Source organism: Lentzea sp. NPDC005914, from assembly GCF_040629405.1.
GTDB lineage: Bacteria > Actinomycetota > Actinomycetes > Mycobacteriales > Pseudonocardiaceae > Lentzea.
On the sequence record NZ_JBEXVQ010000007.1, the window covers coordinates 77,582 to 101,958 of the forward strand.

Sequence of the window (24,377 nt, forward strand, 5' to 3'; positions counted from 1 at the left end):
TAGACTGGCCCGGTGAAGAAATGCCTAACGGTCTGCTCCTCGCACCTGATCACTCTGCCGAGCGCGCCTCACGGTCCGGTGCGCGCGGCGATCGCCGACGCTGCTGCGGCCGTCGCGGAGTTCGACCCGGAGCTCGTGGTCTTCTTCGGCACGGACCACCGCCGTGCGTTTCGTTCGGTCGTGCCCACCTTCGCGGTGGTGCTGTCGGCCACCGCTCAAGGCGACGTCGCCGGGCCTTCCGGTGCGTATGACGTGCCTTCGTCGCTCGGCCGCGAGTTGGTGGCCGACCTGGTGTCGCACGACTTCGACATCGCGACCGCCTACGAGGCCGCGCTGGACCACGCGTTCGGCCACACGGCCCGCGACCTGCTGGGCTCGATCTCCGCCCGGCCGATTCTGCCGATCTTCATCAACTGCGCCTCACCACCGCACGCGTCCTTCCGCCGCGCGGCGTCGCTGGGACGCCGCGTCGGCTCGTTCTTCGAGGACAAGCGGGTGCTGTACGTGGGTTCGGGCGGCCTGGCGCACGACCTGCCGGGATTCCGCGAGCCCGAGACGGGCGCGGTGCTCACGGAGGAGGAGCGGCAGGCGTGGATCAAGTCGGTGAACGAACGGGCACGTGCTGAGGGCACGATCCGCGAACTGGTGCGTACGTGGGACGAGGCGTTCCTCGCAGGCGTCGGCGGGACGTCGTGGGAGTGGCTCGACGAGATCGGCGTTGACCTGGTCGAGCGCGGTGGCAACGGCGCGGCGGAATGCCTCACCTGGACGGCGGCGTGGGCCGCCGGTGGTCAGGCGCTGACGGTGTTGGCGCACGAGTTCGACACCAACGGCCGCGCCGTCGTGATGTCGGTCTAGTGGGGTGTCGCTGCCAGTTCTTCAAGTGCCCTCGACGGTGGAGAGCGCGTCGGCCTCGGCCAGGTACAGCCGGCCAAGGTCGATCAGAAGCGTGCCGAGCTCCCGATAGTGCTCCGCACGCGCGATGTCGGGCATCAGGCCGCACGTGCGCAACATGTTTTGCGCGAGCATCTCCCCGAACTGTGGATAAGTCTTCACCACCTCACGCGAGAGCCGTTGAAGAGATATGCGGAGCAAGTCCTCCGTCAGGATTTCCGCGGCCATGGCAGGATCCCCTCGTTCTCTCGCCAGACACCGTCGCAGTCCCAGCACGTCGGCCAGACGTTCTTGTCGCGCCAGAGGCTGACCTGTTGCGGCACAACAGGATCACCGCACAGCGCCTCGACGAGCTGCCCCCTGGCCAGCTCGTCGGGGATGGCGTGACGCCGCCCCTCGTGGGGCATCCAACGAAACTTCACAGAATCAGGGTCGCGCTTGGAAGAACTCCAAGCTAGCGATCTCGGGGCGTGTCGCACGGCGCATCCGGCTGCGCGGCAATGGGTTCCGGAACCGGTGCGCCAGTGCAGGTCGAACTCACCCAGGGCACGTCGGGTGGCCGGGGTGACGGGCCGCGGAGCCCGGCCGGGGCCCGGTCGTTACCATCCGAACCATGACCATGCCCGCAGCGATCGAAGCCGTCCGCGCAGCGTTCATCGGGCTGACGGCGGGGGAGTTCGAGCTGCCGCCGCGGCAGGCGTTCAGCGACAGCCGCTCGCTCGTGATGACGGTGCACCACCGGCCGACGACGTCCACGGCGGTCAAGGTGCTCAGCCTCGAGATCGAGCGCGACCCGGTGATCACCGGCACGGTCGTCTACTCGGACCCGGACGGGCAGTTCGTCACGGACGCGGTGCCGCTGACCACGTTGCGGACGGGCGCTGTCGTCGGTGTGGCAACGGATCTGCTGGCCGACGAGGACGCGTCGCACCTCGCGTTGCTCGGGGCCGGGGCGCAGGCGGCGGACCAGGTGCGGGCCGTGCACGTGGTGCGGCCGTTGAAGAAGCTCCTGGTGTTCAACCGCAACGCGAAGAAAGCCGAAGCGCTGCTGGAAAGCCTGAAGGACGAGCTGCCGGACACCGTGATGGACGTGGCGCTGGACGCGGAGGAAGCCGTTCGGGACGCGGACGTCGTGTGCTGCGCGACGGCGTCGACGATGCCGCTGTTCTCCTGCGACGCGTTGAAGGAACGGGTGCACGTCAACGCGATCGGCTCGTACCGGCCGGTGATGCGGGAGCTGCCGCAGGCGCTGCTCGAGTCGGCGGAAGTCGTTGTGGTGGACCAGGTCGAGGCCGCGTTGAGCGAGGCCGGGGAGATCATCCGGGCGGTGCAGTCCGGGGTGTTGCGGCTGGAGTCGCTGGTCGAGCTCGGTGCCGCGCTGGGGAACCCGCCGTTGCGCGAGGGGCGCACGGTGTTCAAGTCGGTCGGTGTCGCGGTGCAGGACTGGGCGGTCGCACGACTGCTGGCATAGCAGATGCGCTGGACGCGAACCCTTCCGCCGCAGGGGTTCTCGTCCAGCGCGGTGATTCTCCCGGCCAGGTCATGCGCTACCCGGCCGGGAGAAACCTCATACCTGCCACTTCTGGCTGGCGACGCCCAGGCAGTCCCAGATGTGGAGTCTCGTGCCGTCGGCCGAGGAGCCTCCCACTGCGTCCAGGCACTTGTTGGCCTGCGGGTTCACGATGTCCTGTGCTCCGCTGACGGCCCACTGCTGGGCGGGAGAACCGTTGCAGTCCCAGAGTTGGACCACTGTGCCGTTCGCGACGCCGCCGCCGTTGACGTCCAGGCACTTGCCCAGAGCCCGGATGGTGCCGTCGCCGGGGCGGCTCCACTTCTGCGCGGCGTTGCCGTTGCAGCCCGTGATCTGGATGGGCGTGCCGTTGGCGGTGTTCGCCCAGGGCACGTCGACGCACTTGCCGCCGATGCCGTGGATCTCCGAGCCGCCCGCGGGGGGCTGGCCGCTGTCGTTGGAGACGCGGACCCAGTCGATCACGAGTTGCTGCGGGAACGTCGTGCTGCCGTCCGGGTAGCCCGGCCACTCACCACCGACCGCTAGGTTGATGATGATGAAGAACGGCTTGTTGAACACCCACGGGTTGCCGTTGACATCGGCGGGTGTGTTGCGGGCGTAGACGTTGCCGTCCACCGACCACACGATCTCGCCGGGACGCCAGTCGACGGCGAAGTTGTGGAAGCCGTCGGCGAAGTTCGGGCCGTTGTAGGGGTGGGACTTGCCGCCCGCGCCGCTGTAGCCCGGGCCGTGGATCGTGCCGTACACGGTGTTCTGCTGGTGTCCCAGGAACTCCATGATGTCGATCTCGCCGGAACCCGGCCACGGGTTGCCGCTGTTGATGTCCGCGCCCAGCATCCAGAAGGCCGGCCAGATGCCCTTGCCGCGCGGCATCTTCATCCGCGCTTCGAACCGGCCGTAGGTCTGGGTGAACTTGCCCGCGGTGTTGATCCGGGCGCTGGTGTACTCGCACCGGCCGTACCAGCAGCTGTAGTTGCCGGGGTTCTCGCGCTTGGCGGTGATCACGAGGTTGCCCTGGCCGTCGTGCACCGCGTTCGAGGTGCCGGCCTGGTACCACTGCGACTCTCGGTTGTTGCCGTTGTTGTTGCCAACTTCCATTTGCCACTTACCACCGTCGACACCTGTGCCGGCGGGGGCGTTGAACTCGTCGGCCCAGGTCACCGCCGCATTGGCAGGGGGAGCTTGGGTGGTGGTGGCGACGGTGATCCCCGCGGCAACCAGGAAGGCGGCAGCGAGGGCCGTCCCGATGCGTCGCTGCATCGAACCGACCTTTCCGGGATTTAGTTGTGCGCCCAGTGGTTCGGAAGTGTTGTCATGCCGTGACTCTCAGTCAACGTGTAAACCTTTTCATGTTCTTGTCAGATGAGAGCGCTCCCACTCGAGCCAGGCTTCTACCGGCGGGTTTCCGATGCCGCGAAAACAGTTTGCGGTCAGGCGGGGTGGGAAGACAGGTTCGGAGAATGACTCGGGGGATGCTCTGGCTGCTGGCCGTCGCGTGCGGTGTGGCGGTCGGGAACGTGTACTTCCCGCAGGCGGTCACGCCACTGGTGGCAGAAGGGCTGCGACTGCCACCGGACAGGGCGGCGCTGGTGGTCACGGCGGCGCAGATCGGGTACGCGTGCGGGATCTTCCTGCTGGTGCCGCTGGGGGACCGGGTGCCGTACCGGCCGTTGATCACCACGTTGTTCACCGTCACCGGGTCGGGCCTCGCCGTCGCGGGGTTCGCGCCGTCGTTCGGGCCGCTCTTCGCCGCCGGGGTCGCGGTCGGCGTGGCCACGGTGATCGCGCCGATCATCGGGCCGATGGTCGCGGGGATGGTGGCTCCCGAACGGCGGGGTGCGGCGAGCGGGACGATGCTCGCCGGGTCGATCGGCGGGATGCTGCTCGCCCGCACCTTCAGCGGGGCGGTCGGCGAGTGGCTGGACTGGCGGGCGCCGTATCTCATGGCCGCGGGTCTGGCGTTCGTGATGGCCGTGGTGCTGTGGCGCGCGTTGCCGAAGACGAAACCGCACACCCGGCAGTCCTATCCGGACCTGCTGCGGGAACCGTTGCGGCTGCTGCGGAACGAGCCCGAGCTCAGGAGGTCCTGCTTCTATCAAGCCATGATCTTCGGTGCGTTCAGCGCGGTGTGGGGGAGCGTCGCGCTGCTGCTCACCGGGCCCGCCTACGGCTACGGCGCTCAGGCGGTGGGGCTGCTGGCGCTGGTCAACGCGGCCACGATGGTCGCGACCCCGGTCGCCGGGCGGATCGTGGACCGGTACGGGTCGGATCCGGTGAACCTCGTCTGCATGCTCGCGGTGATCGGTTCGGCCGTGGTGCTCGCGTTCGGCGCGACGGAACTGGTCGCGTTGGTGGTCGGCACGCTCGTGCTCGACGTCGCGATGCAGAGCGGCATGGTGGCCAACTCGATTCGCATGTACGCGTTGAGCGACACCCACCGCGGCCGCCTCAACACCGCCTACATGACCTGCGCGTACGTCGGCGGCGCGGTGGGGTCGTGGCTGGGCGTGCAGGCGTACACGCGGTATGGGTGGCGTGGCGTGTGCGGACTCGTCGCCCTGATGGCGGTCGCGGCCCTCGCACGCCACGCCGTCGCCATCAGGAGCAGGTCACCTTCGCGTCAGCCCAGTCCGCGTGGTCGTAGTTGAAGCCGTCACCGCCATCGGTCACGGCCAGCCGCAGCTCCGAGGCTCCGGAAACGTCTGCCTGCAAGGTCTTCGCCGCGTCCGTCCCGGTCACGACGCCGCTGTCCGCGCGCAGCACACCGTCCACGTAGATCCGGAACACCACGCTGCCGCGGTCGCCGACCTCGTCGTCGACGCCGACCTGGGCGGTCACGGTGGAACAGCGGCGGCCCAGCAGGTACTCGACGTCGCCGAACGCGTGCATGCCCAGGCCCTTGCGGAACGTGGTGCCCTGCACCGTGATCGTGCGACCGTCGCCGAGAACCTGCTCGCCGTTGCCGAGATTGCGCTCGAACGGGCCCCAGCCGTTGAACGCGCGCAGTTCGACCAGGTCGGACAGCGGCGTGGTGCCGGCGGGCGGGGCGGACGGCGTCGACAAGCGGCTCAAGCGGTACACGACCGTGCCGTGGCCCGGTACCGAAGCGCTCACCGAACTCGCTGTGGTGTCAACGGACTTGGTCCACAGGTCGCGGACCGAGTAGGTGCCCGCGCCGAGGCCGATCTCGCGCAGATCGGTCGAAATCGTTGTGGCGGAGGCGTTCTCGTTGAACAGTGCCACGGCCACGTCGCCGTTCGCGAGCGGGCGCGACAGCACGTGAACGCCACCCGCGGCGCGCACGACCCGGCCCGCACGGCCCAGCGGGTCCTGGTCGACGGCGATCAGGTCGCGGTTGGTGAGGATGCTCAACGTCGCGGGCGTCGCGGTGCGCAGGTCCGAGCCGATCAGCAGCGGGGCGGCCATCATCGCCCACAGCGAGAAGTGACTGCGGTACTCGGTGTCGGTCATGCCTCCGTTGCCGACCTCGAGCATGTCCGGGTCGTTCCACCGGCCCGGTCCCGCGTAGCCCGCGAGAGGCGCGTTCTGGTTGAAGATGGACAGCATCGAGGACCAGTTGTCGGAGATGTCGCCCGTGGTGCGCCACAGATGCCCGGTCTCCGCGGCCCAGAGCCACGGCTGGTTCTCGCCCCACTCGCAGACCGACAGCACGATCGGGCGACCGGTGCGCTGCAGTGCGTCGTGCATGGCGCGGTAGCGGGTGCGGGCGTCCACGCCCTGGTTGTTGCAGTTGTCGTACTTCAGGTAGTCGACACCCCACGAGGCGAACAGGTTCGCGTCCTGGTGCTCGTGGCCCAGGCCGCCGGGGAAGCCGGCGGGGTTGCAGGTCATCGTGCCGGCCGAGGTGTAGATGCCGAACTTGAGTCCCTTCGAGTGCACGTAGTCGGCGAGTGCCTTGATGCCGCTGGGGAAACGGGCCGGATCGGGCACCAGGTCGCCGTTGGACGCGCGGGAGGGCAGGGCCCAGCAGTCGTCGATGTTGACGTACTGGTAGCCGGCGTCGCGCAGCCCCTTCGACACGAAGAGGTCCGCGATGCCCTTGATCATCGTTTCGTTGAACTCGGCACGGCACTGGGTGGAGTTCCAGTTGTTGAAGCCCATCGGCGGGGTCAGGGCCTGTCCGTCGGGCAGGGCGGTGGCTTGAGAAGAGGGGATCACCACGGCGGCGGCCAACGTCGCCAGCGCGGTCAGCAGGGTCTTCATTCATCGCAAGCTAGCGCTTGACGAAGGGGGCTAATGCCATTAGCTTTTGGGCTATGGTTGTTCGTGCACGTCTCACCACCGCCAAGGTCGTGGACGCCGCGCTGGAGCTGGTCGACGAGCAGGGCGTCGAAGGACTGACGCTCGCCGCCGTGGCCGCCCGCACCGGCGTCGCCACGCCCTCGCTGTACAAGCACGTCGCGAGCCTCGCGGAGCTGCGAGGTCACGTCGGCGTGCGGCTGCTCGAGGAGATGACCGGCCGGTTCACCGACGCCGTGCTGGGCAGAAGCGGTGACGAGGCCGTCGAAGCGCTCATGCACGCGTACCGGGCGTACGTCCGGCAACACCCGAAGCGCTACGCGGCCATGCCGATGGACCCGCTGCACGACGAACTGCAGCAGGCAGCGGGAACGAAGCTGATCGAGGTCATGCTCGCGACGCTGCGCGGCTACGGCCTGGAGGGCTCGCAGGCCATCCACGCCACGCGGCAGCTGCGGGTGATCGTGCACGGCTTCGCGTCGATCGAGTCCAGCGGCGGCTTCGGCCTGCCAGAAGGCCTCGACGACACCTACGACCAGCTCATCCGGATGTACCTCACCGATCTCAGGGGGCAATCATGAAGTGGACGCTCACCGCCGCAGGCCTGCTTTTCCTGCTGTATCCCGCATTACGGCCGTGGGAGGACGAAACAACAACGCAGGGCGCGCAAGCGGCCATGGGGTCGACCGCGTGGGTCGCGTCGCACCTGTTCGCGATGATCGGCTTCATCCTCGTGCCGATCGCGCTGTTGGAGATCCACCGCACCGCCGCGATCACGTTCTGGGTCGGCGCCGGCCTCACGCTCCCGTACTACGGCGCGGAGGACTTCGGCCTGCACGAGATCGCCTCGCAGCCCAACATCCTCGAGCTCGCCGAGTCCGTGCGCTACAACCCGGTCGCCGCAACGACTTTCGCCGTCGGGCTCGTGACCATGGGGGTCGCGGCGATCATGGTCGCCGTCAGGCTCCGCACCACGGCGTCGATCCTGTTCGCCGCCGGGTTCGCGTTGTTCCTGCCGCAGTTCTTCACGCCGCCCGTCGCACGGATCGCCCACGGCGTCCTGCTCGCGGCCGGCTGCCTGTGGCTCGCGTGGGAGTCAGCGCGGAGTCAGGCGAAAGACCCGCAGCTCGCGGCCTCCTGACCGCTCCACGTACTCCTCGAACGCCGGCCAGGCCGCCACCATCTTGCGCCAGGCGGCCTCGCGCTCGGCCCCCGAGAGCAGCACACCGCGCACATCGCGGACGGAACCCCGGACGTTCACCTGGATGTCCGGGTTCTTGATCAGGTTCGCGGTCCAGCCGGGGTGGTGCGCCTTGCCCCAGTTCGACCCGACGACCAGCATGCCGCCATCGCCGTCGGCCACGTACTGGACCTGGTTCTCGCGCCGCTCACCGGACTTCGCTCCGACGGTGATCAACGTCAGCCCGGTCTGCTTGCTGAACGAGACGGTCATGACCTTGCCGCCGGTCAGCTTGTACAGCAGGCGGTCGGTGCCGATCACGGCCTTCTCGAACAACGACATCTCTAGAGCGCTCCCGTCGACCTCGCCGCGTGGACGGCGGCGGTTCTGTTGTGCACCCCCAGCTTGCGCATCGCGCCCCGGAGGTAGGCCTTGACGGTCTCGGTGCTCAGCCCGAGCTCGGCGGCAATCTCCCGGTTCGACGAACCGACCGCGGCCAGTCGAAGCGTATCGAGTTCACGCGGGGTCAAGCCGCTGGGGACGGTCACGGGTGGATCACCGCCGAGATCCTGGTGGACCCTGCGCAACCGTTCGCGCAACGCCGGATCGCCGATCAGCCGCGTGACCTCGGCCAGTTCGCGCAGCGCGGCCTGGGTGTGCAGTGATGGCATGTCGAGATCCCCCGCGAAGCCCTGCGCGATGGCGCCGGCCATCCTGATCGCCCGGTCACCGACGGTCGTCTGACCGCGCACGGCCCCGTAGAGCACGCCGTGCACGGTGCCGCGGACCGTGACCGGGTAGGCGAACACCGACGTCAGCCGCTCGTCGACGACCACCATCTGGTCGAACTCGTGGGTGATCGCGCGCGTCGAGGCGTAGTCGTTGACCCGGACCGCCGTGCCCATCGCGATCGCCGTGCCGCCCAGGCCGCGTCCGGTGCCGACGCGTAGACCGTGCAACGACCTGCCGTGCGTGCCGAAGAACGAGCTGAGCAGCAGCTCACGGCCGGGCGTGACGGCGCCGCCGAACACGACGGGCAGCCCGGTCGCACGGCGGAGCATGTCCAGGCGTTGCGGCAGAAGCGCCTGGAAGCGGTCTGACAGCACGGTCGCAGTCTCGCCCACCCGCGCACCCTCGAAAAGGGGTGCACCCTCGTTCGGGGGTATACCGATGCCCCCGAGGCTCCCACCCTCGTGAGATGTCCAGTCACGACACCTACCGCGCGGCCCGCGACCTGATGCTCAGCGACCCCGCGTCGTTCACCTGGCCGAGCTTCGAGAGCAGCTTCAACTGGGCGCACGACTGGTTCGACTTCATCGCCGAGGGCAACACCACCACGGCGTTGCACATCGTCGAGCAGGACGGCTCCGAGCGCGCCTACTCCTACGACGAGCTGCGGAAGCGGTCGAACCGGGTCGCGCGCTGGCTCGCGTGGCACGGTGTCGGCAAGGGCGACAGCGTGATGATCATGCTGGGCAACCAGATCGAGCTGTGGGAGTCGATGCTCGCGGTGATGAAGCTCGGCGCGGTGATCATGCCGACCACCACCGCGCTGGGAACCGCGGACCTCGAGGACCGGCTGCGGCGCGGCAACGTCCGGCACGTCATCGCGCGCACCGAGGACGCGGAGAAGTTCACCGAGGACGACCTCGCACCCGTGCTGATCGCCGTGGGCGGCGCTCCGGGCTGGCTGGACTACACCGAGGCCGCCGAGGCGCCCGATGGCCCGTTGCCGCACCCGAGGACCAAGGCGGACGACCGGCTGCTGCTGTACTTCACGTCCGGCACGACCAGCCGCCCCAAGCTCGTCGAGCACACCCAGGTCTCGTACCCGGTCGGGCACGTGACGACCATGCGCTGGATCGGCGTGCGGCCCGGCGACGTGCACCTCAACATCAGCTCGCCCGGCTGGGCCAAGCACGCCTGGAGCTGCTTCTTCGCACCGTGGATCGCCGAAGCGACGATCTTCGTCTACAACTACGGCCGGTTCGACGCGGCCGCGTTGCTCGGTCAGATCCGGGACAAGGGCGTCACGACCTTCTGCGCGCCGCCGACCGTGTGGCGGATGCTGATCAAGGCCGACCTGAGCGGCGGGCCCGGCTCGCTGCGCGAGGTCGTGGCCGCCGGTGAGCCGCTCAACCCCGAGGTGATCGAGCAGGTCCGGCAGCAGTGGGGCCTCACGCTGCGGGACGGCTTCGGCCAGACGGAGACCACGCTGTCGGTCGGCAACGTCCCCGGCGCCGAGGTCAAGCTCGGATCGATGGGAACGCCGCTGCCGGGCGTCCCGGTCGTGCTCGTCGACCCGATCAGCGGGGAACCGGCCCGGGAAGGCGAGATCTGCGTCGATCTGAGCCGGCGGCCGATGTCGTTGACGGTCGGCTATCACGGCGACGAGAAACGCAACGCCGAGGCGATGGCCGGCGGTTACTACCACACGGGCGACATCGCATCCCGCGATGACGACGGCTACCTCTTCTACATCGGGCGCACCGACGACGTGTTCAAGGCGTCGGACTACAAGATCTCGCCGTTCGAGCTGGAGAGCGTGCTGATCGAGCACCCGGCGGTCACGGAGGCCGCGGTCGTGCCGGCACCAGATCCGCTGCGACTGGCTGTCCCGAAGGCGTACGTGGCGTTGAGCGCGGGCTGGGAGCCGAGTCGGGAAACGGCGCTGGCGATCCTGAAGCACGCGCGCGAGAACCTCGCGCCGTTCCAGCGGATCCGGCGGCTGGAGTTCTTCGAGCTGCCCAAAACGGTGTCCGGCAAGATCCGCCGCGTCGACCTGCGCACTCGGGAGGAGTCCGGCACCGTCGGCAGCGAGTGGCGGGACGAGGAGTTTCCCGAACTGCGCCAGTAGGACGCTTGCCCATGGTGATCTACTGGTCACATGGTGCGAAAGATCGCGGGTCGTCCGGCAGTGATCACCGGGGCAGCTTCGGGAATCGGCCGCAGCCTCGCCCAGCGCCTGTCGCGGGCCGGCTCGCCGGTGGTCATCGCCGACGTCAACGAGGCCGGGCTGGAGGAGACCGCCAAGTCCCTGCACGGCCCGGTGCTCAGCCGGGTTCTCGACGTGCGGGACGCGCAGGACGTGCACCAGTTCGCCGCGGAGGTGAAGGACTGGCTGGACCTGCCGCTCGCCGCCGTGTTCAACAACGCCGGCGTCGCGATCGCCACGAGCGTGCAGAACGCGGTGCCCGAGGACGACGCCTGGCTGTTCGACATCAACTACTGGGGCGTGGTGAACGGGACGCGGGCGTTCCTGCCGCAGCTGGTCGAGCAGAACTACGGCGTCATCGTGAACACCTCCAGCGTGTACGGGCTGGTCGGGATGCCGAACAACAGTGCCTACTGCTCGGCGAAGTTCGCGGTTCGGGGGTTCACCGACTCGTTGCGGCAGGAGCTGCGCGGCACCGGCGTCTCGGCGGTCACCGTGCACCCCGGCGGCATCAAGACCAACATCGTCCGCAACGGCCGCATCCACAGCGATCCCGACGGGCGCGGCCGGTCGCACGAGCAGATGGCGGCGGACTTCGACAAGGTCGCGCTGACCACCCCGGACAAGGCCGCCGAGATCATCCACCGCGGTGTCGAAAAGGGGAAGGCGCGGATCCTGGTCGGACCGGACGCGTACGTGTTCGACGCACTGGCCCGCATTGCCCCGACGCACTACTTCAGCGTGATGGCGCGGCTCTTCGACCGGTGAGGCATGATCTCCGCCGTGGCTTCCTCGGCGGTGGTGCGGCGCACTGAGCAGTGGTTCGTCCGCGAGGGTGCGCCGACCATGATCGAGGGCTACGGCTTTCGCTCGCACGTGCTGCCGCGGATGTTGCCGACGCTGGCGTTCTTCACGGTCGGCAGCCTCGCGTGGCTGGTGCTGCTGCGTTCCACCGGGCTGTCGAAGTGGGTGCTGCTCGGGGTGATCGTCGCGCTCATGGTGACCGCGTGGATCGTGCTCTCGCTGTTCGTGCGGAGACTGCCGAGTTTCTCGCGCCGCACCACCATTGTGCTGTTGGTCGTCTACGCCACGATGCCGGTGATCGTGCCGCTGCTGCAGTACATGGTCAACGACGAGATCATCACGCCGGGAGCCGAGAATCCCAGGGCCGAGCTGTGGGTCAACGCTCTCTGGTTCATCGCCTTCTTCGGGGTCGCGTTCGTGGCGACGATGCTGGCCACCACCTACGGCTTGGGCGCACTGCTGAAGGCCGCGATCCGGCACGTGATCGCCGACCTGCGCAACAGCGTGGCACTGCTCGGACGGGCGTTGCCGCCGATGCTGTTCGTGACGCTCTTCCTGTTCTTCACCGGTGAGCTGTGGCAGGCGATGAACACGCTGCACTGGCCGCGGGTCTCGCTGATCGTGCTGCTGTTCGCGGCGATCACCGTGCTGGCCGCCGCTGCCCGGTTGCGCGACGAGATCGGGCGGGTGGAACAGGATCTGCGGCCGGAGATCCTCATCGGCGCGTGCAAGGGCACGCCACTGTCCGGTGTGGAGATCACCGAATCGTTGCAGCCCAAGCGGTTGAACGGACGGCAGCTGCGCAACCTGCTGGTGATGCTCGCGATCCGCCAGCTCGTGCAGGCGGCGGTGGTCGGGCTCGCGCTGTTCGCGTTCTTCGTGGTGCTCGGGCTGATCGTCGTGACACCCGAGATCGCCGCGAAGTGGATCGGAGAGCAGCCGAGCATCGGGTGGCTTGGGCTGCCGTCGGCGATGTTGCGCAACGCCACGCTGTTCGCCGCGTTCGGCAGCATGTACTTCTCGGTGATCTCGATGAGCGATCTCGAGCACCGGCAGCGGTTCTTCGCGCCCGTGCTGGAGAAGGTCGAGCGCACGCTGGAAGTGCGCGCGGTGTACCTGAAGGTCAGAGAGCAGGTTCCGGCCTGAGCACGGCGTCGCGGCTGGGCGGCAGGCCGAACTCGCGGCGGTACTCGCGGCTGAACTGCGACGGGCTGTCGTAGCCGACCATGTGGCTGACGCTCGTGACGTCCCTGGTGGTCGCGAGCAGCAGTCGTGCTTCCTGAAGGCGGATCTGCTTCTGGAACTGGATCGGGCTCATCGCCGTGACGGCCTGGAAGTTGCGGTAGAACGCCGACTCGCTCATGCCCGCCATCCGGGCCACGTCCTCGACCTTGAACGACTCGGCGAAGTTCTCGCGGATCCAGCTGACGGCCTTCGCGATGTGGCTGAGGCTGCTGTCCCGCGACCCGAACTGGCGGAGCACGGCACCCTGCTCGCTCGTCATGACCCGCCAGAGGATCTCCTGCTTGATCAGCGGGGCCAGCGCTCTCGCGTCCTGCGGACGGTCGAGGAGCCTGGCGAGCCTGGTCACGGCGTCCGCCATCTCCGGGGTGGCGTCGCTGACGGCCAGGCCCTGAGGGGTGCCGGCGGTCTTCGGCAGGTCGTGCCGCAGGAGCAGTTCGGCGACCTTCTCGGGGCGCAGGACCAGGCCGATGCCCAGTGCGGGCTCAGCCGGGCTGATGCCGACGTAGTTGCCGGTGATCGGCATGTCGATCGAGGCCACCAGGTACTGGCCCGCCCGGTAGTCGTAGACGCGGTCGCCGAGTGCGACGCGCTTGCGGCCCTGGGCGACGAACGCCAGGATCGTGCCGGTCATCGACGGGACGGGCGGGCCGCCTCTCGTCGTCCTGGAGACCAGGACGTCGTCGATGGGCGTGGTCAGATCCGGCCGGGCGTGCTTGGCGAGCAACGCGCGCAGTTCGTCCACGTGCCCGAGTGTTCCCGGCGGTGGGACGATCGGGCAAGTCCGTCCGGTTCAGCCCCTGATACGTTGCCGGGAGAAGGGTCGATGAGGATCCGTCGGCCTCGCGAGAAGGGGTTGGCTCGATGAGCTTGCTGCGCAGCTACGTGTCGGGTGGATGGCACACGCCGTCGGTGGAGGGCGCGCCGTTGCACGACGCCGTCACCGGTGAGGAGATCGCGCGGATCTCGTCCGCGGGCGTCGACATGGGCGCGGCGCTGGCCTACGGCCGCACGGTGGGCGGGCCCGCGTTGCGCGAGCTCACGTTCCACCAGCGGGCGCAGCTGCTCAAGGCTCTCGGGTTGTACCTGAAGGAGCACAAGGCCGAGCTGTACGCGTTGTCCGCGCGCACGGGGGCGACGCGCACCGACTCGTGGATCGACATCGACGGCGGCTTCGGCGTGCTGCTCGGGTACGCGTCCAAGGCCAAGCGCGAGCTGCCGAACGACAAGGTCTACGTCGACGGGGCCGTGGAGCCTCTCGGGCGTGGTGGCACGTTCGTCGGTCAGCACATCTGCACGCCGCTTCGTGGCGTCGCGGTGCAGATCAACGCGTTCAACTTCCCCATGTGGGGGCCTCTGGAGAAGTTCGCGCCCGCGTTCATCGCCGGCGTGCCGTCGCTGATCAAGCCCGCCTCCCAGACCGCTTACGTGACCGAGAAGATGGTCGAGCTGATGCTCGCGTCCGGGCTGCTGCCGGAGGGGTCGCTGCAGCTGGTCTGCGGGTCGGCCGGCGATCTTCTGGACCACCTGACGCCGCAGGACCTGGTCGGGTTCACCGGGTCCGCGTCCACCGCCCAGCACCTGCGCACGCACCAGGCCGTGATCCGGTCGTCCGTGCGGTTCAACGCCGAGGCCGACTCGCTCAACTGCTCGATCCTCGGACCGGACGCGGTCGCCGGGACGCCCGAGTTCGACCTGTTCGTCGGGCAGCTGGTGTCCGAGATGACGACCAAGGCCGGTCAGAAGTGCACGGCGATCCGGCGAGCGCTGGTGCCCGCCTCGTTGATGGACGCGGTGGCCGAGGCGACCGCCTCGAAGCTCGCCGAGGTGGTGATCGGCAACCCGGCCGACAAGTCGGTGAAGATGGGCGCGCTGGCCGGGCTGGAGCAGCGCGAGGAAGTTCTCCGATCGCTGAAGGCATTGCGGGAGAACGCTTCGGTGGTCTACGGCGACGGTGCTCTGTCGCTTGTGGACGCTGACGCCTCGCGTGGTGCGTTCATGTCGCCGATGTTGCTGCAGGCCGCTGCCGACGCCGCGCAGCCGCACGAGGTCGAGGCGTTCGGGCCGGTGTCGACGTTGATGCCGTACTCCTCCGTCGACGACGCGATCGAGCTGGCTGCTCGGGGTGCGGGGTCGCTGGTCGGGTCCGTGGTGTCCGCGGACACCGATTTCGTGCGTGACGTCGTGATCGGTGTGGCGCCCTGGCACGGGCGGTTGCTGGTGCTGGACCGCGAGGACGCGGGCGAGTCGACCGGGCACGGGTCGCCGTTGCCGATGCTGGTGCACGGCGGGCCTGGCCGGGCCGGCGGTGGCGAGGAGATGGGCGGCATGCGCGGGGTGCTGCACCACATGCAGCGCACGGCCGTGCAGGGCAGCCCGCGCACGCTGGCGGCCGTCACCAACCGCTGGGTCGCCGGAGCGCCGCGCACCGAAGAGGCGGTGCACCCGTTCCGCAAGACGCTGGCCGAGCTGCGGCTGGGCGACACCGTGGTGGCCGGGCCGCGCGAGGTGACGATGGCGGACATCGAGCACTTCGCGGAGTTCACCGGCGACACGTTCTACGCGCACATGGACGAGGAGGCCGCGGCGGCCAACCCGTTCTTCGGCGGGCGGGTCGCGCACGGCTACCTCGTCGTCTCGTTCGCGGCCGGGTTGTTCGTCTCGCCGGAGCCCGGTCCGGTGCTGGCCAACTACGGCCTGGAGAACCTGCGATTCGTCACGCCCACGTTCCCCGGCGACACGCTCACGGTGACGTTGACGGTCAAGCAGATCACGCCGCGCGAGGACCAGGAGTACGGCGAGGTCCGGTGGGACGCCGACGTGACGAACCAGAAGGGCGAGTCGGTCGCGAAGTACGACGTGCTGACGCTCGTCGCGAAGAGCTGACGAGCTAACGAGGTTCGCGTTTGGGGAGGGGCTTCGTGGCGGGCCCCTCCAGCACCTCTCCGTCCACGTCGAACCGCGAGCCGTGGCACGGGCAGTCCCAGCTGCGTTCGGCCGCGTTGAAGCGCACGAGGCAGCCGAGGTGGGTGCAGCGCAACGAGACCGCGTGCAGGTGCCCCTCGACGTCGCGGTAGATGCCGGTCTTGCCCAGGCCATCGCGGATCACGTGGGCCTGATCAGGTGGCAGGTTCTCGCTGGAGGTGGCGTCGGCCGGCACCACGCGGTCGCCGACCATCTGCACCGCGACCTCGGCGTTCTTCTTCACCAGGTCCGGCAACGACCGCAGCGAGACGCGGTGCGGGCTGAACCTGTCGGCGAGTTCGTTCGGCTTGCCGGTCACGAGGTCCGCGAGCAGTGAGGCGGCGAACGTGCCGCTCGTGAGGCCCCACTTCATGTAGGCGGTGGCGGTGAAGATGGTGTTGTTGCCCGGGGTGTAGGTGCCGATCATCGGCAGGTGGTCGTAGGCCGTGGGATCCTGCGCCGACCAGCGGTGGGTGACCTCCTCGACCTTCCAGTGCCTGCGGGCGAAGTCCTCCAGCCGGCGGAACGGTTCCACCGCGGGCTTGCCGGTCGGGTGGCTCTGGCCCGCGAGGATCAGCTTGTCCCCGTGCGCGGCGACGGACCACGACGGGCTGCCCGTGCTGATGGCGAGCGACCGCGGTGGTTGCTCGACCCTGGCGGCGATGCAGTAGGCGCGGGTGAGCTCCATGCGGGCGAAGTACAGGCCGCGGTCCAGGGTCGGGAAGTGCGTGGCGACCACGATCCGGCCGGCGTCGACCTGACCGTCCGCTGTGGACAGACGCGTGCCGGTCACGTCCACCACGCGGCTGTGCTCGCAGACCCGGCTACCGCCGCCGTCGACCGCGGCGGCCAGGCCCAGCAGGTACTTCACCGGGTGCAGGGCGAGCTGGTCGTCGAGGCGGATCGCGGCGTGCACCTCGAACGGCAGATCGACGTCGACGGTCGCGCGGACCGGTAGACCGACCTGGCGGGTGGTGATCAGTTCGTGGTCGACGTCGCGCACCTCGGACTCGGTGTAGGCGTAGGTGACGGCGGGGGCGCGGCGCAGGTCGCAGTCGATGCTTTCGAGCTCCACTAGATCGGCGACCTGGGCGACGGCCGCCTGCGAGGCCGTGGCGTAGTCGGTGGCGGCGGCGAGACCGTGGGCGCGCCGGATCTGCGAGTACACAGTGGACTGCAGCGCGGTGACCTTGGCGGTGTTGTTGCCGGACACGCCCGACGCCACGCGGTCGGCCTCCAGCACCACGACGTTCAGGCCGCGGCGCTTGAGCAGCAACGCGGTGGTGAGACCGGTGATGCCACCGCCGACCACCGCGACGTCGTAGGTGTGCCTGCCGGTCAGCGGCGGCCGTGGCGTCCCGAGCGCGGAGAGCCAGAGTGACTGGTCAGCGGTGGTCGTCATGGCGGCCGGATACCCGGCAGGTGGAACGGGTATGCGACTGCCATGGGTAAGCACCGAGTAGTCGTCGTCGGTGGTGGTTTCGGCGGGCTCGGCGTGGTGCGCGGACTCAAACGAGCCCACGCCGAGGTCACGCTGATCGACCGCACGAACCACCACCTGTTCCAGCCGCTGCTCTACCAGGTGGCGACCGCGTTGCTGCCCGCGGGCGACATCGCGCCGGCGTTCCGGGCGATCCTGCGCAGGCAGCGCAACGCACGGGTGCTCCTGGGGGAGGTGACCGGGTTCGACACGAAGGCCAAACGCGTCCACGTCGACCTGCCGGACGGGACGTCGAAGCACGTCGAGTACGACACGCTGGTCGTGGCGGCCGGGTCGCAGGACAGCTACTTCGGGCACGGGGACTGGGCCGAGGTCGCACCGCCGATGAAGACCCTGGAGCAGGCGGTGGGCCTGCGCTCGAAGCTGCTGCGGGCGTTCGAGACGGCGGTGGCGGCCGACGACCCGAAGAAGTGGCTGTCGTTCGCGATCGTCGGGGCGGGGCCGACCGGCGTCGAGCTGGCCGGGCAGCTCGCCGACCTGGCGCGCAGGGCGTTGAAGGGGCAGTTCCGGGAGATCGACCCGCGCGACATCAGGATCACGCTGCTGGACGCCGTGCCGCACGTGCTGCCGCCGTTCTCCGCGCCCCTGCGCGAGCATGCGCGCAGGAAGCTGGAGCAGCTCGGCGTGACCGTGATGACCAGCGCCATGGTCGAGTCGCTGGACGCGGACGGTCTCACCACCAGGGACGGCGACCGGGTCGAGGCGCGGACGATCATCTGGGCGGCCGGGGTGCAGGCCTCGCCGCTCGCCCGCAAGCTCGCCGAGGCGACCGGAGCCGAGGTCGACCGCAAGGGCCGGATCATCGTGAACCCCTCGGACTGCTCGGTGACTCCCGATGTCTTCGCGATCGGCGACATGGTGAACCTGAACGACCTGCCCGGCATCGCCGAACCCGCGATCCAGGAGGGCCACCACGTCGCGCGCGTGATCAAAGCACGGCTCGAAGGACGGGAGCGCAAGCCGTTCAGGTACCTCGACCTCGGCACGATGGCGACGATTTCGCCTGGTGACGCCGTTGCGGACGTCAAACGGCTGCGGCTGAAGGGGATCATCGGCAAGGCGGCCTGGGCGGTCGTGCACATCGCGTTCCTGGTGGGCTGGCGCAACCGGATCGCGGTGCTGACGCAGTGGGCGTGGAACCTCGTCACGGGCCGCCGCGCGCAGCCGATCATTCTGGAACCGATGCATGCGATAGAGCGGAAATAGCAGGCGCCTCTACCGTCCACGAAAGCCGAAGCCCCGGGGCGGAAGTGGACGTATGTCGAACCTGGTGAACCAACTACCCGTCGAGGTCGTGCGGTGGCCGGTGGACGCGGCGGCACGGGAGGCGTGCCAGCGCAGCGGGACGTTGTGCCTGCTGGTGCTGGAGAAGAACGTGCCCGCGCCCGTCCTCACGGACATGCGGGAGGACTGGGTCCGCGCGCCGGTGCCGCACCAGGACCTCGCCGTGCGCATCGCGATGCTGCGAGCTCGTGCGGCCCGTTACGCGGTGCCGGAACTGGACATGTCCGGCATCCTGCGCTTCCGCACGCGTTCGGTCGTGCTCTCACCGACAGAACGCGCGCTGGTCGCCGAGCTGCTGAGACGCTTCCGATCGCTGACCTCGCGCGAGGACCTGCTGATCTGCCTGCCCACGAAGGACGGCGACACCAGCAACGCTCTGCACCTGCACATCATGCGGTTGCGGCGCCGGATCGCCCCGCTGGGCCTGGTGATCAAGACCTTGTGGAACCAGGGCTACCAACTTGGTCCGGCGGCGCCGTGAGTGGGTAACCCCGTGGTGTGAACACCGAGCTGCTGGGCATCTACCTCAACGACCACCTGGCCGGGGCGATGGCGGGCACCGAGCTCGCCCGCCGCATCAGCCGCACGCATCCCGAGCTGCGCGCGCTGGCCGACGACATCGAGTCCGACCGCCAAGAGCTGATCGAGGTCATGCGCTCGCACGGCATCGAGCCGCGCCCGCACAAGGCCGCGATCGGCTGGCTGACCGAGAAGGCGGGCAGGCTCAAGCTCAACGGCAGGCTGCTGGGCCGCTCGCCGCTGAGCGACGTGCTGGAACTGGAGACGCTGCGCATCGGCATCGAGGGCAAGGCCGCGATGTGGCGTGCGCTGAACGTGCTGCAGGGAGACGGGGAACGCTTCGACCGCCTGCTGCGCCGTGCCGCGAGCCAGGCCGACCTCGTCGACCAGTACCGGCTGCGCCTCGCGCCGAAGGCCTTCAACGCGCCGCACGTGTCCGGCGTCGACGTCGAGCGCACCTTCACCGTCGCCTCCTCGCCCGAGGGCGTCGTCGAGTACCTGCGCGACTTCTCCCGGGCCGAGCAGTGGGATCCCGGCACGGTCACCTGCACACGGCTGGACGAGGGACCGGTCGAGGTCGGCTCGCGCTGGCACAACGTGTCGACGTTCCTGGGCCGCAAGACCGAACTGGTCTACGAGCTGACCCGCGACGACGCCCACGGCCTGCAGTTCGTCGGCAGCAACGACACCGCGACCTCCACGGACGACATCTCGATCACCGCGGGATCGGCTCCCGGCACGACGAAGATCAGCTATCACGCCCACGTCGACTTCCACGGGCTCGCGAAGCTCGGGGCGCCGGTGGCGAAGCTGGCCCTCGAGAAACTGGGCAGCGACACCGAGAAGAACCTCATCCGGGTACTGGGCGACCTCCGGTAAAGAAGAAGGAAAACCCCAGGTCAGCGCGGATTCCCCGAACTGATCACGATCCCTAGACTCCCTCGCGCCGGTTCGTGAGACCGGCTAGGACACAGAGGGAGTACTGGGGTGTTCGAAAACAACGTCACCAGGCGCGGCTTCGTCACGGGCGCGGCGGCTGTCGCCGGTCTCGCCGGTCTGTCCACCATCGCTCCGGGGCTGGCCGCCGCCGCCCCTCAGACGCACGACCAGCACACCGAAGCCGAGATGGCCCCCGCGGTCGGCGCGCTGGCGATGATGACGTTCCAGAAGATCGACGGCACGCCCGTCTACTACTGGCGCTCCAACCGCGGCAACACCACCGCGCGCAACTGGCAGTGCACCGACGCGTTCTACAACGCGCTCGTCGCCTGGATCCGGGACCTGCGCTCGCTCTCGTCGAGCTACGGCTCGATCAGCTACATCGTCTCGGCCGGCTTCTACGTCGACAAGCCCGGCCAGCACGGCGCCGGCACCGCGATGGACCTCGACCACGTGCGCTGGTCGGGCGGCAACACCATCTCGCCGCTCGACCAGGCGCACGCGTCGACCAACGCGGCGATCCGCAAGCGCTACCTCGCGACGGAGGCCGTGTGCCGCCGCCGGTTCCGGTACGTGCTCGACGGCTGGTACAACGCCGACCACCACGACCACATCCACTCCGACTTCGGCGGCATGCCGGTGCGGGTGCTCAAGGACTCCGAGTCCGACACCAAGTTCGTCCAGGCCGTGTGCAACAACTTCCGCGGCTCGGGCCTCGTGATCGACGGCATCTGGGGCACCAACACGCAGAACGCGTTCAACGGCCTCAAGTCGGCGCTGGGCGTGACCGGTGACCCGCACACCAGCACCTCGGTGTGGCAGTCGATGTGTTCAAAGATCGCCACCAAGGGCTTCGCGAACCAGAACATCTGACTCGAAGTCGTCGAAGCTGTCGATCCAGGAGTCCGGCTCCAGACCCGCGACCCCGTAGCCGAACGACACGCAGACGACGGGCGCACCCGCCGCGCGGGCGGCACGGACGTCGCTGATGCTGTCACCGAGCATCAGCGCCGCCGTGCCACCCGCGCGGCGGACCGACTCCAGCAGATGCCGCGGATCCGGTTTGCGGTAAGGAAGTTCGTCGCCGCTCACCACCGCGTCGAACGCCTCGCCGAGCCCCAGCGCCTCGAGCATCCCGCCGGTGATGCGGCCGGACTTGTTGGTGCACAACGCGAGCCGGATGCCCCGTGCCCTCAGCCGCTTCAGCAGGTCCTCGGCGCCCGGATACGCCTGGGCGAGGTGGCCGGGGTCGGCGGCGTACGCGGTCAGGTACGCCTCCTGGACGGCCGGAGCCCACTCTTCCGGGGCTCCGGCCTTCGCCAGCGCCGCACGCACCAACGCGTTGCCTCCCAGCCCGACGTACTGCCGCGTCTCGTCGTCGACCAGATCCGTCACGCCGTGCGAGCGCAGAGCGATGTTCACGGCGTGCGTGATCCCGGAAACGGTGTCGACCAGGGTCCCGTCCAGGTCGAAGACCACGGTGTCGCGCTTCATTCCGGGTCCACCGCCGCACTGAGGGAACGCACGATCTCCTCCTCGGTGCCGTGCGCGAAGCACAGCGGCTGCTGACCGAGCCACGACAACGGGCCCTCGCCGGTGAACCTGACCGGCACAGCCTCCGTCAGTGCCGTGATCTCCGCGATCGTCAGGAACTCCAACGGTTTCTTGCGGTCTGCTACCGCGAGTACGTGATGCGAGAGCAACCCGCCACCTCGCGTGCCCAGCGTCAGGATCGCGGGCATCGCGGGCCTGTCCTTCTTCTCGTGCACGGTCAGCCGGATCGAAGTGCTTGCCGCGCCGGCCACTCGCCGGTCGGCCGCGTGGATCGCCACGTAACGCCTCGTCGCTTCCCACGCCACCGCGGAGACGAACGCGAGGCCGTCCTCCACCGCCGTCTCGTGCCCGATGATCTCGCGCCACGCGGCCTGGTGCCGCGGGTTGACCAGCGAGCTGACACCGGCCCGCGTGATCACCCGCACTCGTCCGGGATCTTCCTCGAGCCACGACGAAAGCGACTCCGGCAGCGTCACGCCGTGGACGGGCCGGCCGGTGAGCGCGAGGGCGAACACGTTGTCCCAGTCGACGTTCATCACCATCGTGTGCAGCCGGCCGGCGACGGCCTCCGGCGGCAGCGCGGCCAGTTCCTCGGCGTAGAAGCCGGGCCAGCGCGGGTCGTCCGGTGTCGACTGGCGGAAGTCCTCGAACGTCACGGAAGCCTTGTCCACCAGGAAATCCGCGATCTGCTCACGTTGTGCGTCGTAAGCCTCGCGTGGCCAGGCATCGGTGATCAACGCGTCGGCGAACCGCTCGCCGCCCGAGCGCACGGCCAGCGTGACGGGCTGTTCGGCAAGCTCCGCCACAGATTCGACGAGGGCGACGAGCCTGCCGACCGCGAACACCTCGGCCAGATCGGCGTACGGGCCCGCCGTCTTGAGACCGCCCGCGTCGCGTTTCGGTTGGCCCAGCGCGATTTCGAACCGAAGCGGTTCGCCGGCGCGGTCGAGGATCTGCTGTTGGAGCGTGCGGACGTCGAGGCGGCCGGCGTTGCGGCTGATCACGTGGTCGCGGAACAGTTCGGCCACCAGCGCGGCCCGGCGTGCGGCGGGGTCGCCGAGCGAGCTGTACAGCGCGTCGCCTGCCAGGACTTCGAGCATGCCGCGGGCTCGTTTGGTGAGACGTTTGACCTGTTTGCGCACGCCGTCGCGCCAGGGCGGGGTGAAGTCGTCGGAGACGGTGACACCGGGGCGGTCCAGGGCGGACGAGGTCATCCAGGCCTGGGAGTCCTCGCGGAGCAACGTGAGGAGCCGGCTTTCGCTGACCACCTTCTCGGTGGTTCCGATGGTCATCACACGTCCGCCCTCTCCATCAGCTGGTGCAGCGAGTCACCCAGCACCGGCCCGGTGTCGCTGACGTACGCGATGGGCTGCAGTCCGGTCTCCAGCCGTGCCAGCGCCCGGTAGCGGTCATCGGCCGCCACGCGGTGCCGCGCGCCCGACACCAGCACCGGCACCTCGCCCGCCGCCTCGCGTTCGATCAGGTAGCGGAACGTCGGCTTGGCCTCGCCGGCCTCCAGGTCGTAGCCGCCGGTGCAGTGCTGCGCGGTCATGTTGGCGTCGCGCGAGGTGGCCGTGACGAAGTGCAGCTCGCCCGGCTTGCCGTGGATCGTCAGCTTGACGGCGTCCGGCGTGACCGTGCGCAGGACGTTGAGATCACGGTCCGCCAACGAGATCGCGACGTACCGGCAGGCCGCGGAGAACGCCTCCCGCCGCAGCGCGCCGTGGTCCACCTCGAAGCCGATGTCCGCGCGCGGCGCCACCTCGCTCAACGGACGGCGCAGCGACGTGACGTAGTGGCTGTAAGCGTCCATCACGTGGTCGCGGTCCACCAGGCCCGCGAACGCGTCGTCGCGTGCCTGCCGGAACGCCGAGTAGCAGGTCGACGTGGCGATGGACCAGAACGTGAAGGCCAGCTGCGAGCCGACGTCGGAAGACGCCGTCAGCTCGTCCAGCGACGGCACCGGGTCGGTCTCGTCGAAGAACGGCGTGTAGCCGCGCTCCAGGTCCACGACCCACTCGGCGTAGCGGGAAGCGCGCCGGTCCCAGTGCGAGGAGGTGATGCCGGAGCGCACCCAGTCCTCGTAGTCGCAGATCTCCAGCACGTCTGCGGCACCGAGCTCGCGCACCCACACCCGCAGCGAGTCCTGGTAGTCGAGCACCAGGTCGTCGGGCGTGCGGCAGGCACGGTTGTACTTGCGGCCGTCGGCCAGCACGCGGAACACGGCGCCCGTGGGGCTCAACGCGTTCAACGTGTGCGCGAGAGCGGCGCACCGGGCCAGCGAGTGGATCTCGGCGGTGTCCGGGGCGGGGCCGCGATTCTTCACCGGCGAGAAAGGCTTGCGGGAGAACAAGGGCAGCACCAGCTCGACCGGCCGGCCCGCCGAGATCATGCCCAGCACCTGGTCGCGCAGCTCGGCGCGGCCGAAGTGCTCCTTCTTGGCCTTGAACCACTTTCCGTCGAACAACGCCTCGGCGACGAGCTCGGCGGCGCCCGGTTTCGTGACGCCGTATTCCTTGGCCTGTTTGCGGGCACGGCCCAAAGCAGCGTCCACGCGTGCGGCGGCCGAGCGGCTCACGGCGTGGGCGAGCGCGGGCATGACCTCGTCGACCCAGTACTTCGCGTCGATCGCCACGGATTTCGAGGCGAACTCACGTTGTGAGTAGAGCTGGAAAGGTTTGCTGCGGACCTGGGAGATCAACCGGTGGCCGCCCGAGATCTGGCTGCGGCGCTGTTCGGAGTTCAGCGTGTTCTGAAGGGTTTGCGTCAT

At 69.0% G+C, this 24,377-nt stretch carries 24 protein-coding genes; 13 read left to right on the forward strand and 11 right to left on the reverse strand.

The features are described from left to right. Positions 1-12 precede the first annotated feature (12 nt). Positions 13-858, forward strand: coding sequence for a hypothetical protein (locus tag ABZ345_RS11845; protein WP_359845952.1), 846 nt, complete (start codon positions 13-15; stop codon positions 856-858). 21 nt (positions 859-879) lie between these two features. Here the strand turns inward: ABZ345_RS11845 and ABZ345_RS11850 are convergent, their stop codons facing one another. Together ABZ345_RS11850 and ABZ345_RS11855 are read right to left on the reverse strand one after the other, a co-directional pair. Then, on the reverse strand, positions 880-1,122 hold the full coding sequence (locus ABZ345_RS11850; RefSeq protein ID WP_359845955.1) for a hypothetical protein: 243 nt from the start codon (positions 1,120-1,122) through the stop codon (positions 880-882). Continuing rightward, complete coding sequence (locus ABZ345_RS11855; protein ID WP_359845958.1) at positions 1,104-1,316, reverse strand: zinc finger protein; 213 nt, start codon at positions 1,314-1,316, stop codon at positions 1,104-1,106. The genes ABZ345_RS11850 and ABZ345_RS11855 overlap by 19 nt, the downstream gene beginning before the upstream one ends. Before the next feature lie 191 nt (positions 1,317-1,507). On the opposite strand from ABZ345_RS11855, the gene ABZ345_RS11860 reads away from it, so the two are divergent. After that, on the forward strand, positions 1,508-2,365 hold the full coding sequence (locus tag ABZ345_RS11860) for an ornithine cyclodeaminase family protein (RefSeq protein WP_359845960.1): 858 nt from the start codon (positions 1,508-1,510) through the stop codon (positions 2,363-2,365). Positions 2,366-2,461: 96 nt separating this feature from the next. On the opposite strand, the gene ABZ345_RS11865 is transcribed toward ABZ345_RS11860, so the two are convergent. Further along, complete coding sequence (locus ABZ345_RS11865) at positions 2,462-3,685, reverse strand: family 16 glycosylhydrolase (protein ID WP_359845963.1); 1,224 nt, start codon at positions 3,683-3,685, stop codon at positions 2,462-2,464. A 200-nt stretch (positions 3,686-3,885) separates the two neighbouring features. On the opposite strand from ABZ345_RS11865, the gene ABZ345_RS11870 reads away from it, so the two are divergent. Continuing rightward, a complete protein-coding gene (locus ABZ345_RS11870; RefSeq protein ID WP_359845966.1) occupies positions 3,886-5,073 on the forward strand; it encodes an MFS transporter in 1,188 nt (395 codons plus the stop codon). Here ABZ345_RS11870 and ABZ345_RS11875 read toward each other — a convergent pair. After that, positions 5,024-6,649 (reverse strand): NPCBM/NEW2 domain-containing protein, encoded by a 1,626-nt coding sequence (locus ABZ345_RS11875; protein WP_359845969.1) that lies wholly within the window; start codon positions 6,647-6,649, stop codon positions 5,024-5,026. The genes ABZ345_RS11870 and ABZ345_RS11875 overlap by 50 nt on opposite strands. Positions 6,650-6,702: 53 nt before the next feature. Here ABZ345_RS11875 and ABZ345_RS11880 point away from each other — a divergent pair, with 53 nt between their 5' ends. Together ABZ345_RS11880 and ABZ345_RS11885 are read left to right on the forward strand one after the other, a co-directional pair. Further along, positions 6,703-7,266: a WHG domain-containing protein gene (locus ABZ345_RS11880; RefSeq protein WP_359845972.1), complete on the forward strand. Its 564-nt coding sequence runs from the start codon at positions 6,703-6,705 to the stop codon at positions 7,264-7,266. Beyond that, positions 7,263-7,826 carry a hypothetical protein gene (locus ABZ345_RS11885; protein WP_359845975.1) on the forward strand — a complete coding sequence of 188 codons (564 nt, stop codon included), beginning with the start codon at positions 7,263-7,265 and terminating at the stop codon, positions 7,824-7,826. The genes ABZ345_RS11880 and ABZ345_RS11885 overlap by 4 nt, the downstream gene beginning before the upstream one ends. Here ABZ345_RS11885 and ABZ345_RS11890 read toward each other — a convergent pair. Both ABZ345_RS11890 and ABZ345_RS11895 read right to left on the reverse strand, forming a co-directional pair. After that, entirely contained in the window at positions 7,782-8,207 is a 426-nt protein-coding gene (locus ABZ345_RS11890; protein ID WP_359845978.1) for a nitroreductase family deazaflavin-dependent oxidoreductase, read from the reverse strand. The two genes, ABZ345_RS11885 and ABZ345_RS11890, sit on opposite strands and share 45 nt — an antisense overlap. A 2-nt stretch (positions 8,208-8,209) precedes the next feature. Beyond that, positions 8,210-8,989, reverse strand: coding sequence for a LuxR C-terminal-related transcriptional regulator (locus ABZ345_RS11895; RefSeq protein WP_359845981.1), 780 nt, complete (start codon positions 8,987-8,989; stop codon positions 8,210-8,212). Between the two features lie 74 nt (positions 8,990-9,063). Here ABZ345_RS11895 and ABZ345_RS11900 point away from each other — a divergent pair, with 74 nt between their 5' ends. The 3 genes from ABZ345_RS11900 to ABZ345_RS11910 are packed head-to-tail and all read left to right on the forward strand — an operon-like array spanning position 9,064 to position 12,750. Further along, on the forward strand, positions 9,064-10,722 hold the full coding sequence (locus ABZ345_RS11900) for an AMP-binding protein (RefSeq protein WP_359845984.1): 1,659 nt from the start codon (positions 9,064-9,066) through the stop codon (positions 10,720-10,722). Positions 10,723-10,752: 30 nt separating this feature from the next. Continuing rightward, the gene (locus tag ABZ345_RS11905) at positions 10,753-11,568 is read left to right on the forward strand and encodes an SDR family NAD(P)-dependent oxidoreductase (RefSeq protein WP_359845986.1); all 816 of its coding nucleotides are present in this window, start codon (positions 10,753-10,755) and stop codon (positions 11,566-11,568) included. Between the two features lie 3 nt (positions 11,569-11,571). Further along, complete coding sequence (locus ABZ345_RS11910; RefSeq protein WP_359845989.1) at positions 11,572-12,750, forward strand: hypothetical protein; 1,179 nt, start codon at positions 11,572-11,574, stop codon at positions 12,748-12,750. Here ABZ345_RS11910 and ABZ345_RS11915 read toward each other — a convergent pair. Continuing rightward, a complete protein-coding gene (locus tag ABZ345_RS11915) occupies positions 12,728-13,591 on the reverse strand; it encodes an AraC family transcriptional regulator (protein WP_359845992.1) in 864 nt (287 codons plus the stop codon). The two genes, ABZ345_RS11910 and ABZ345_RS11915, sit on opposite strands and share 23 nt — an antisense overlap. Before the next feature lie 119 nt (positions 13,592-13,710). Here ABZ345_RS11915 and paaZ point away from each other — a divergent pair, with 119 nt between their 5' ends. Beyond that, entirely contained in the window at positions 13,711-15,732 is a 2,022-nt protein-coding gene (paaZ, locus tag ABZ345_RS11920) for a phenylacetic acid degradation bifunctional protein PaaZ (protein ID WP_359845995.1), read from the forward strand. Between the two features lie 4 nt (positions 15,733-15,736). On the opposite strand, the gene ABZ345_RS11925 is transcribed toward paaZ, so the two are convergent. Beyond that, positions 15,737-17,212, reverse strand: coding sequence for an FAD-dependent oxidoreductase (locus tag ABZ345_RS11925; protein WP_359845998.1), 1,476 nt, complete (start codon positions 17,210-17,212; stop codon positions 15,737-15,739). Between the two features lie 42 nt (positions 17,213-17,254). Between ABZ345_RS11925 and ABZ345_RS11930 the strand changes: the two genes are divergently transcribed. From ABZ345_RS11930 to ABZ345_RS11945, 4 genes are all read left to right on the forward strand, one after another. Then, complete coding sequence (locus ABZ345_RS11930; protein ID WP_359846000.1) at positions 17,255-18,517, forward strand: NAD(P)/FAD-dependent oxidoreductase; 1,263 nt, start codon at positions 17,255-17,257, stop codon at positions 18,515-18,517. Positions 18,518-18,569: 52 nt separating this feature from the next. Then, positions 18,570-19,076, forward strand: a complete 507-nt coding sequence (locus tag ABZ345_RS11935) for a helix-turn-helix domain-containing protein (RefSeq protein WP_359846002.1) — start codon at positions 18,570-18,572, stop codon at positions 19,074-19,076. A 17-nt stretch (positions 19,077-19,093) separates the two neighbouring features. Beyond that, the gene (locus ABZ345_RS11940; RefSeq protein WP_359846005.1) at positions 19,094-19,993 is read left to right on the forward strand and encodes an SRPBCC family protein; all 900 of its coding nucleotides are present in this window, start codon (positions 19,094-19,096) and stop codon (positions 19,991-19,993) included. A gap of 108 nt (positions 19,994-20,101) precedes the next feature. Beyond that, complete coding sequence (locus ABZ345_RS11945; protein WP_359846008.1) at positions 20,102-20,926, forward strand: extensin family protein; 825 nt, start codon at positions 20,102-20,104, stop codon at positions 20,924-20,926. On the opposite strand, the gene ABZ345_RS11950 is transcribed toward ABZ345_RS11945, so the two are convergent. The 3 genes from ABZ345_RS11950 to ABZ345_RS11960 are packed head-to-tail and all read right to left on the reverse strand — an operon-like array spanning position 20,885 to position 24,377. Continuing rightward, complete coding sequence (locus ABZ345_RS11950) at positions 20,885-21,547, reverse strand: HAD-IA family hydrolase (protein WP_359846011.1); 663 nt, start codon at positions 21,545-21,547, stop codon at positions 20,885-20,887. The genes ABZ345_RS11945 and ABZ345_RS11950 overlap by 42 nt on opposite strands. After that, on the reverse strand, positions 21,544-22,899 hold the full coding sequence (locus ABZ345_RS11955; RefSeq protein ID WP_359846013.1) for a hypothetical protein: 1,356 nt from the start codon (positions 22,897-22,899) through the stop codon (positions 21,544-21,546). The genes ABZ345_RS11950 and ABZ345_RS11955 overlap by 4 nt, the downstream gene beginning before the upstream one ends. Then, entirely contained in the window at positions 22,899-24,377 is a 1,479-nt protein-coding gene (locus ABZ345_RS11960; RefSeq protein WP_359846016.1) for an L-tyrosine/L-tryptophan isonitrile synthase family protein, read from the reverse strand. Before ABZ345_RS11960 ends, ABZ345_RS11955 begins: the two co-directional genes overlap by 1 nt.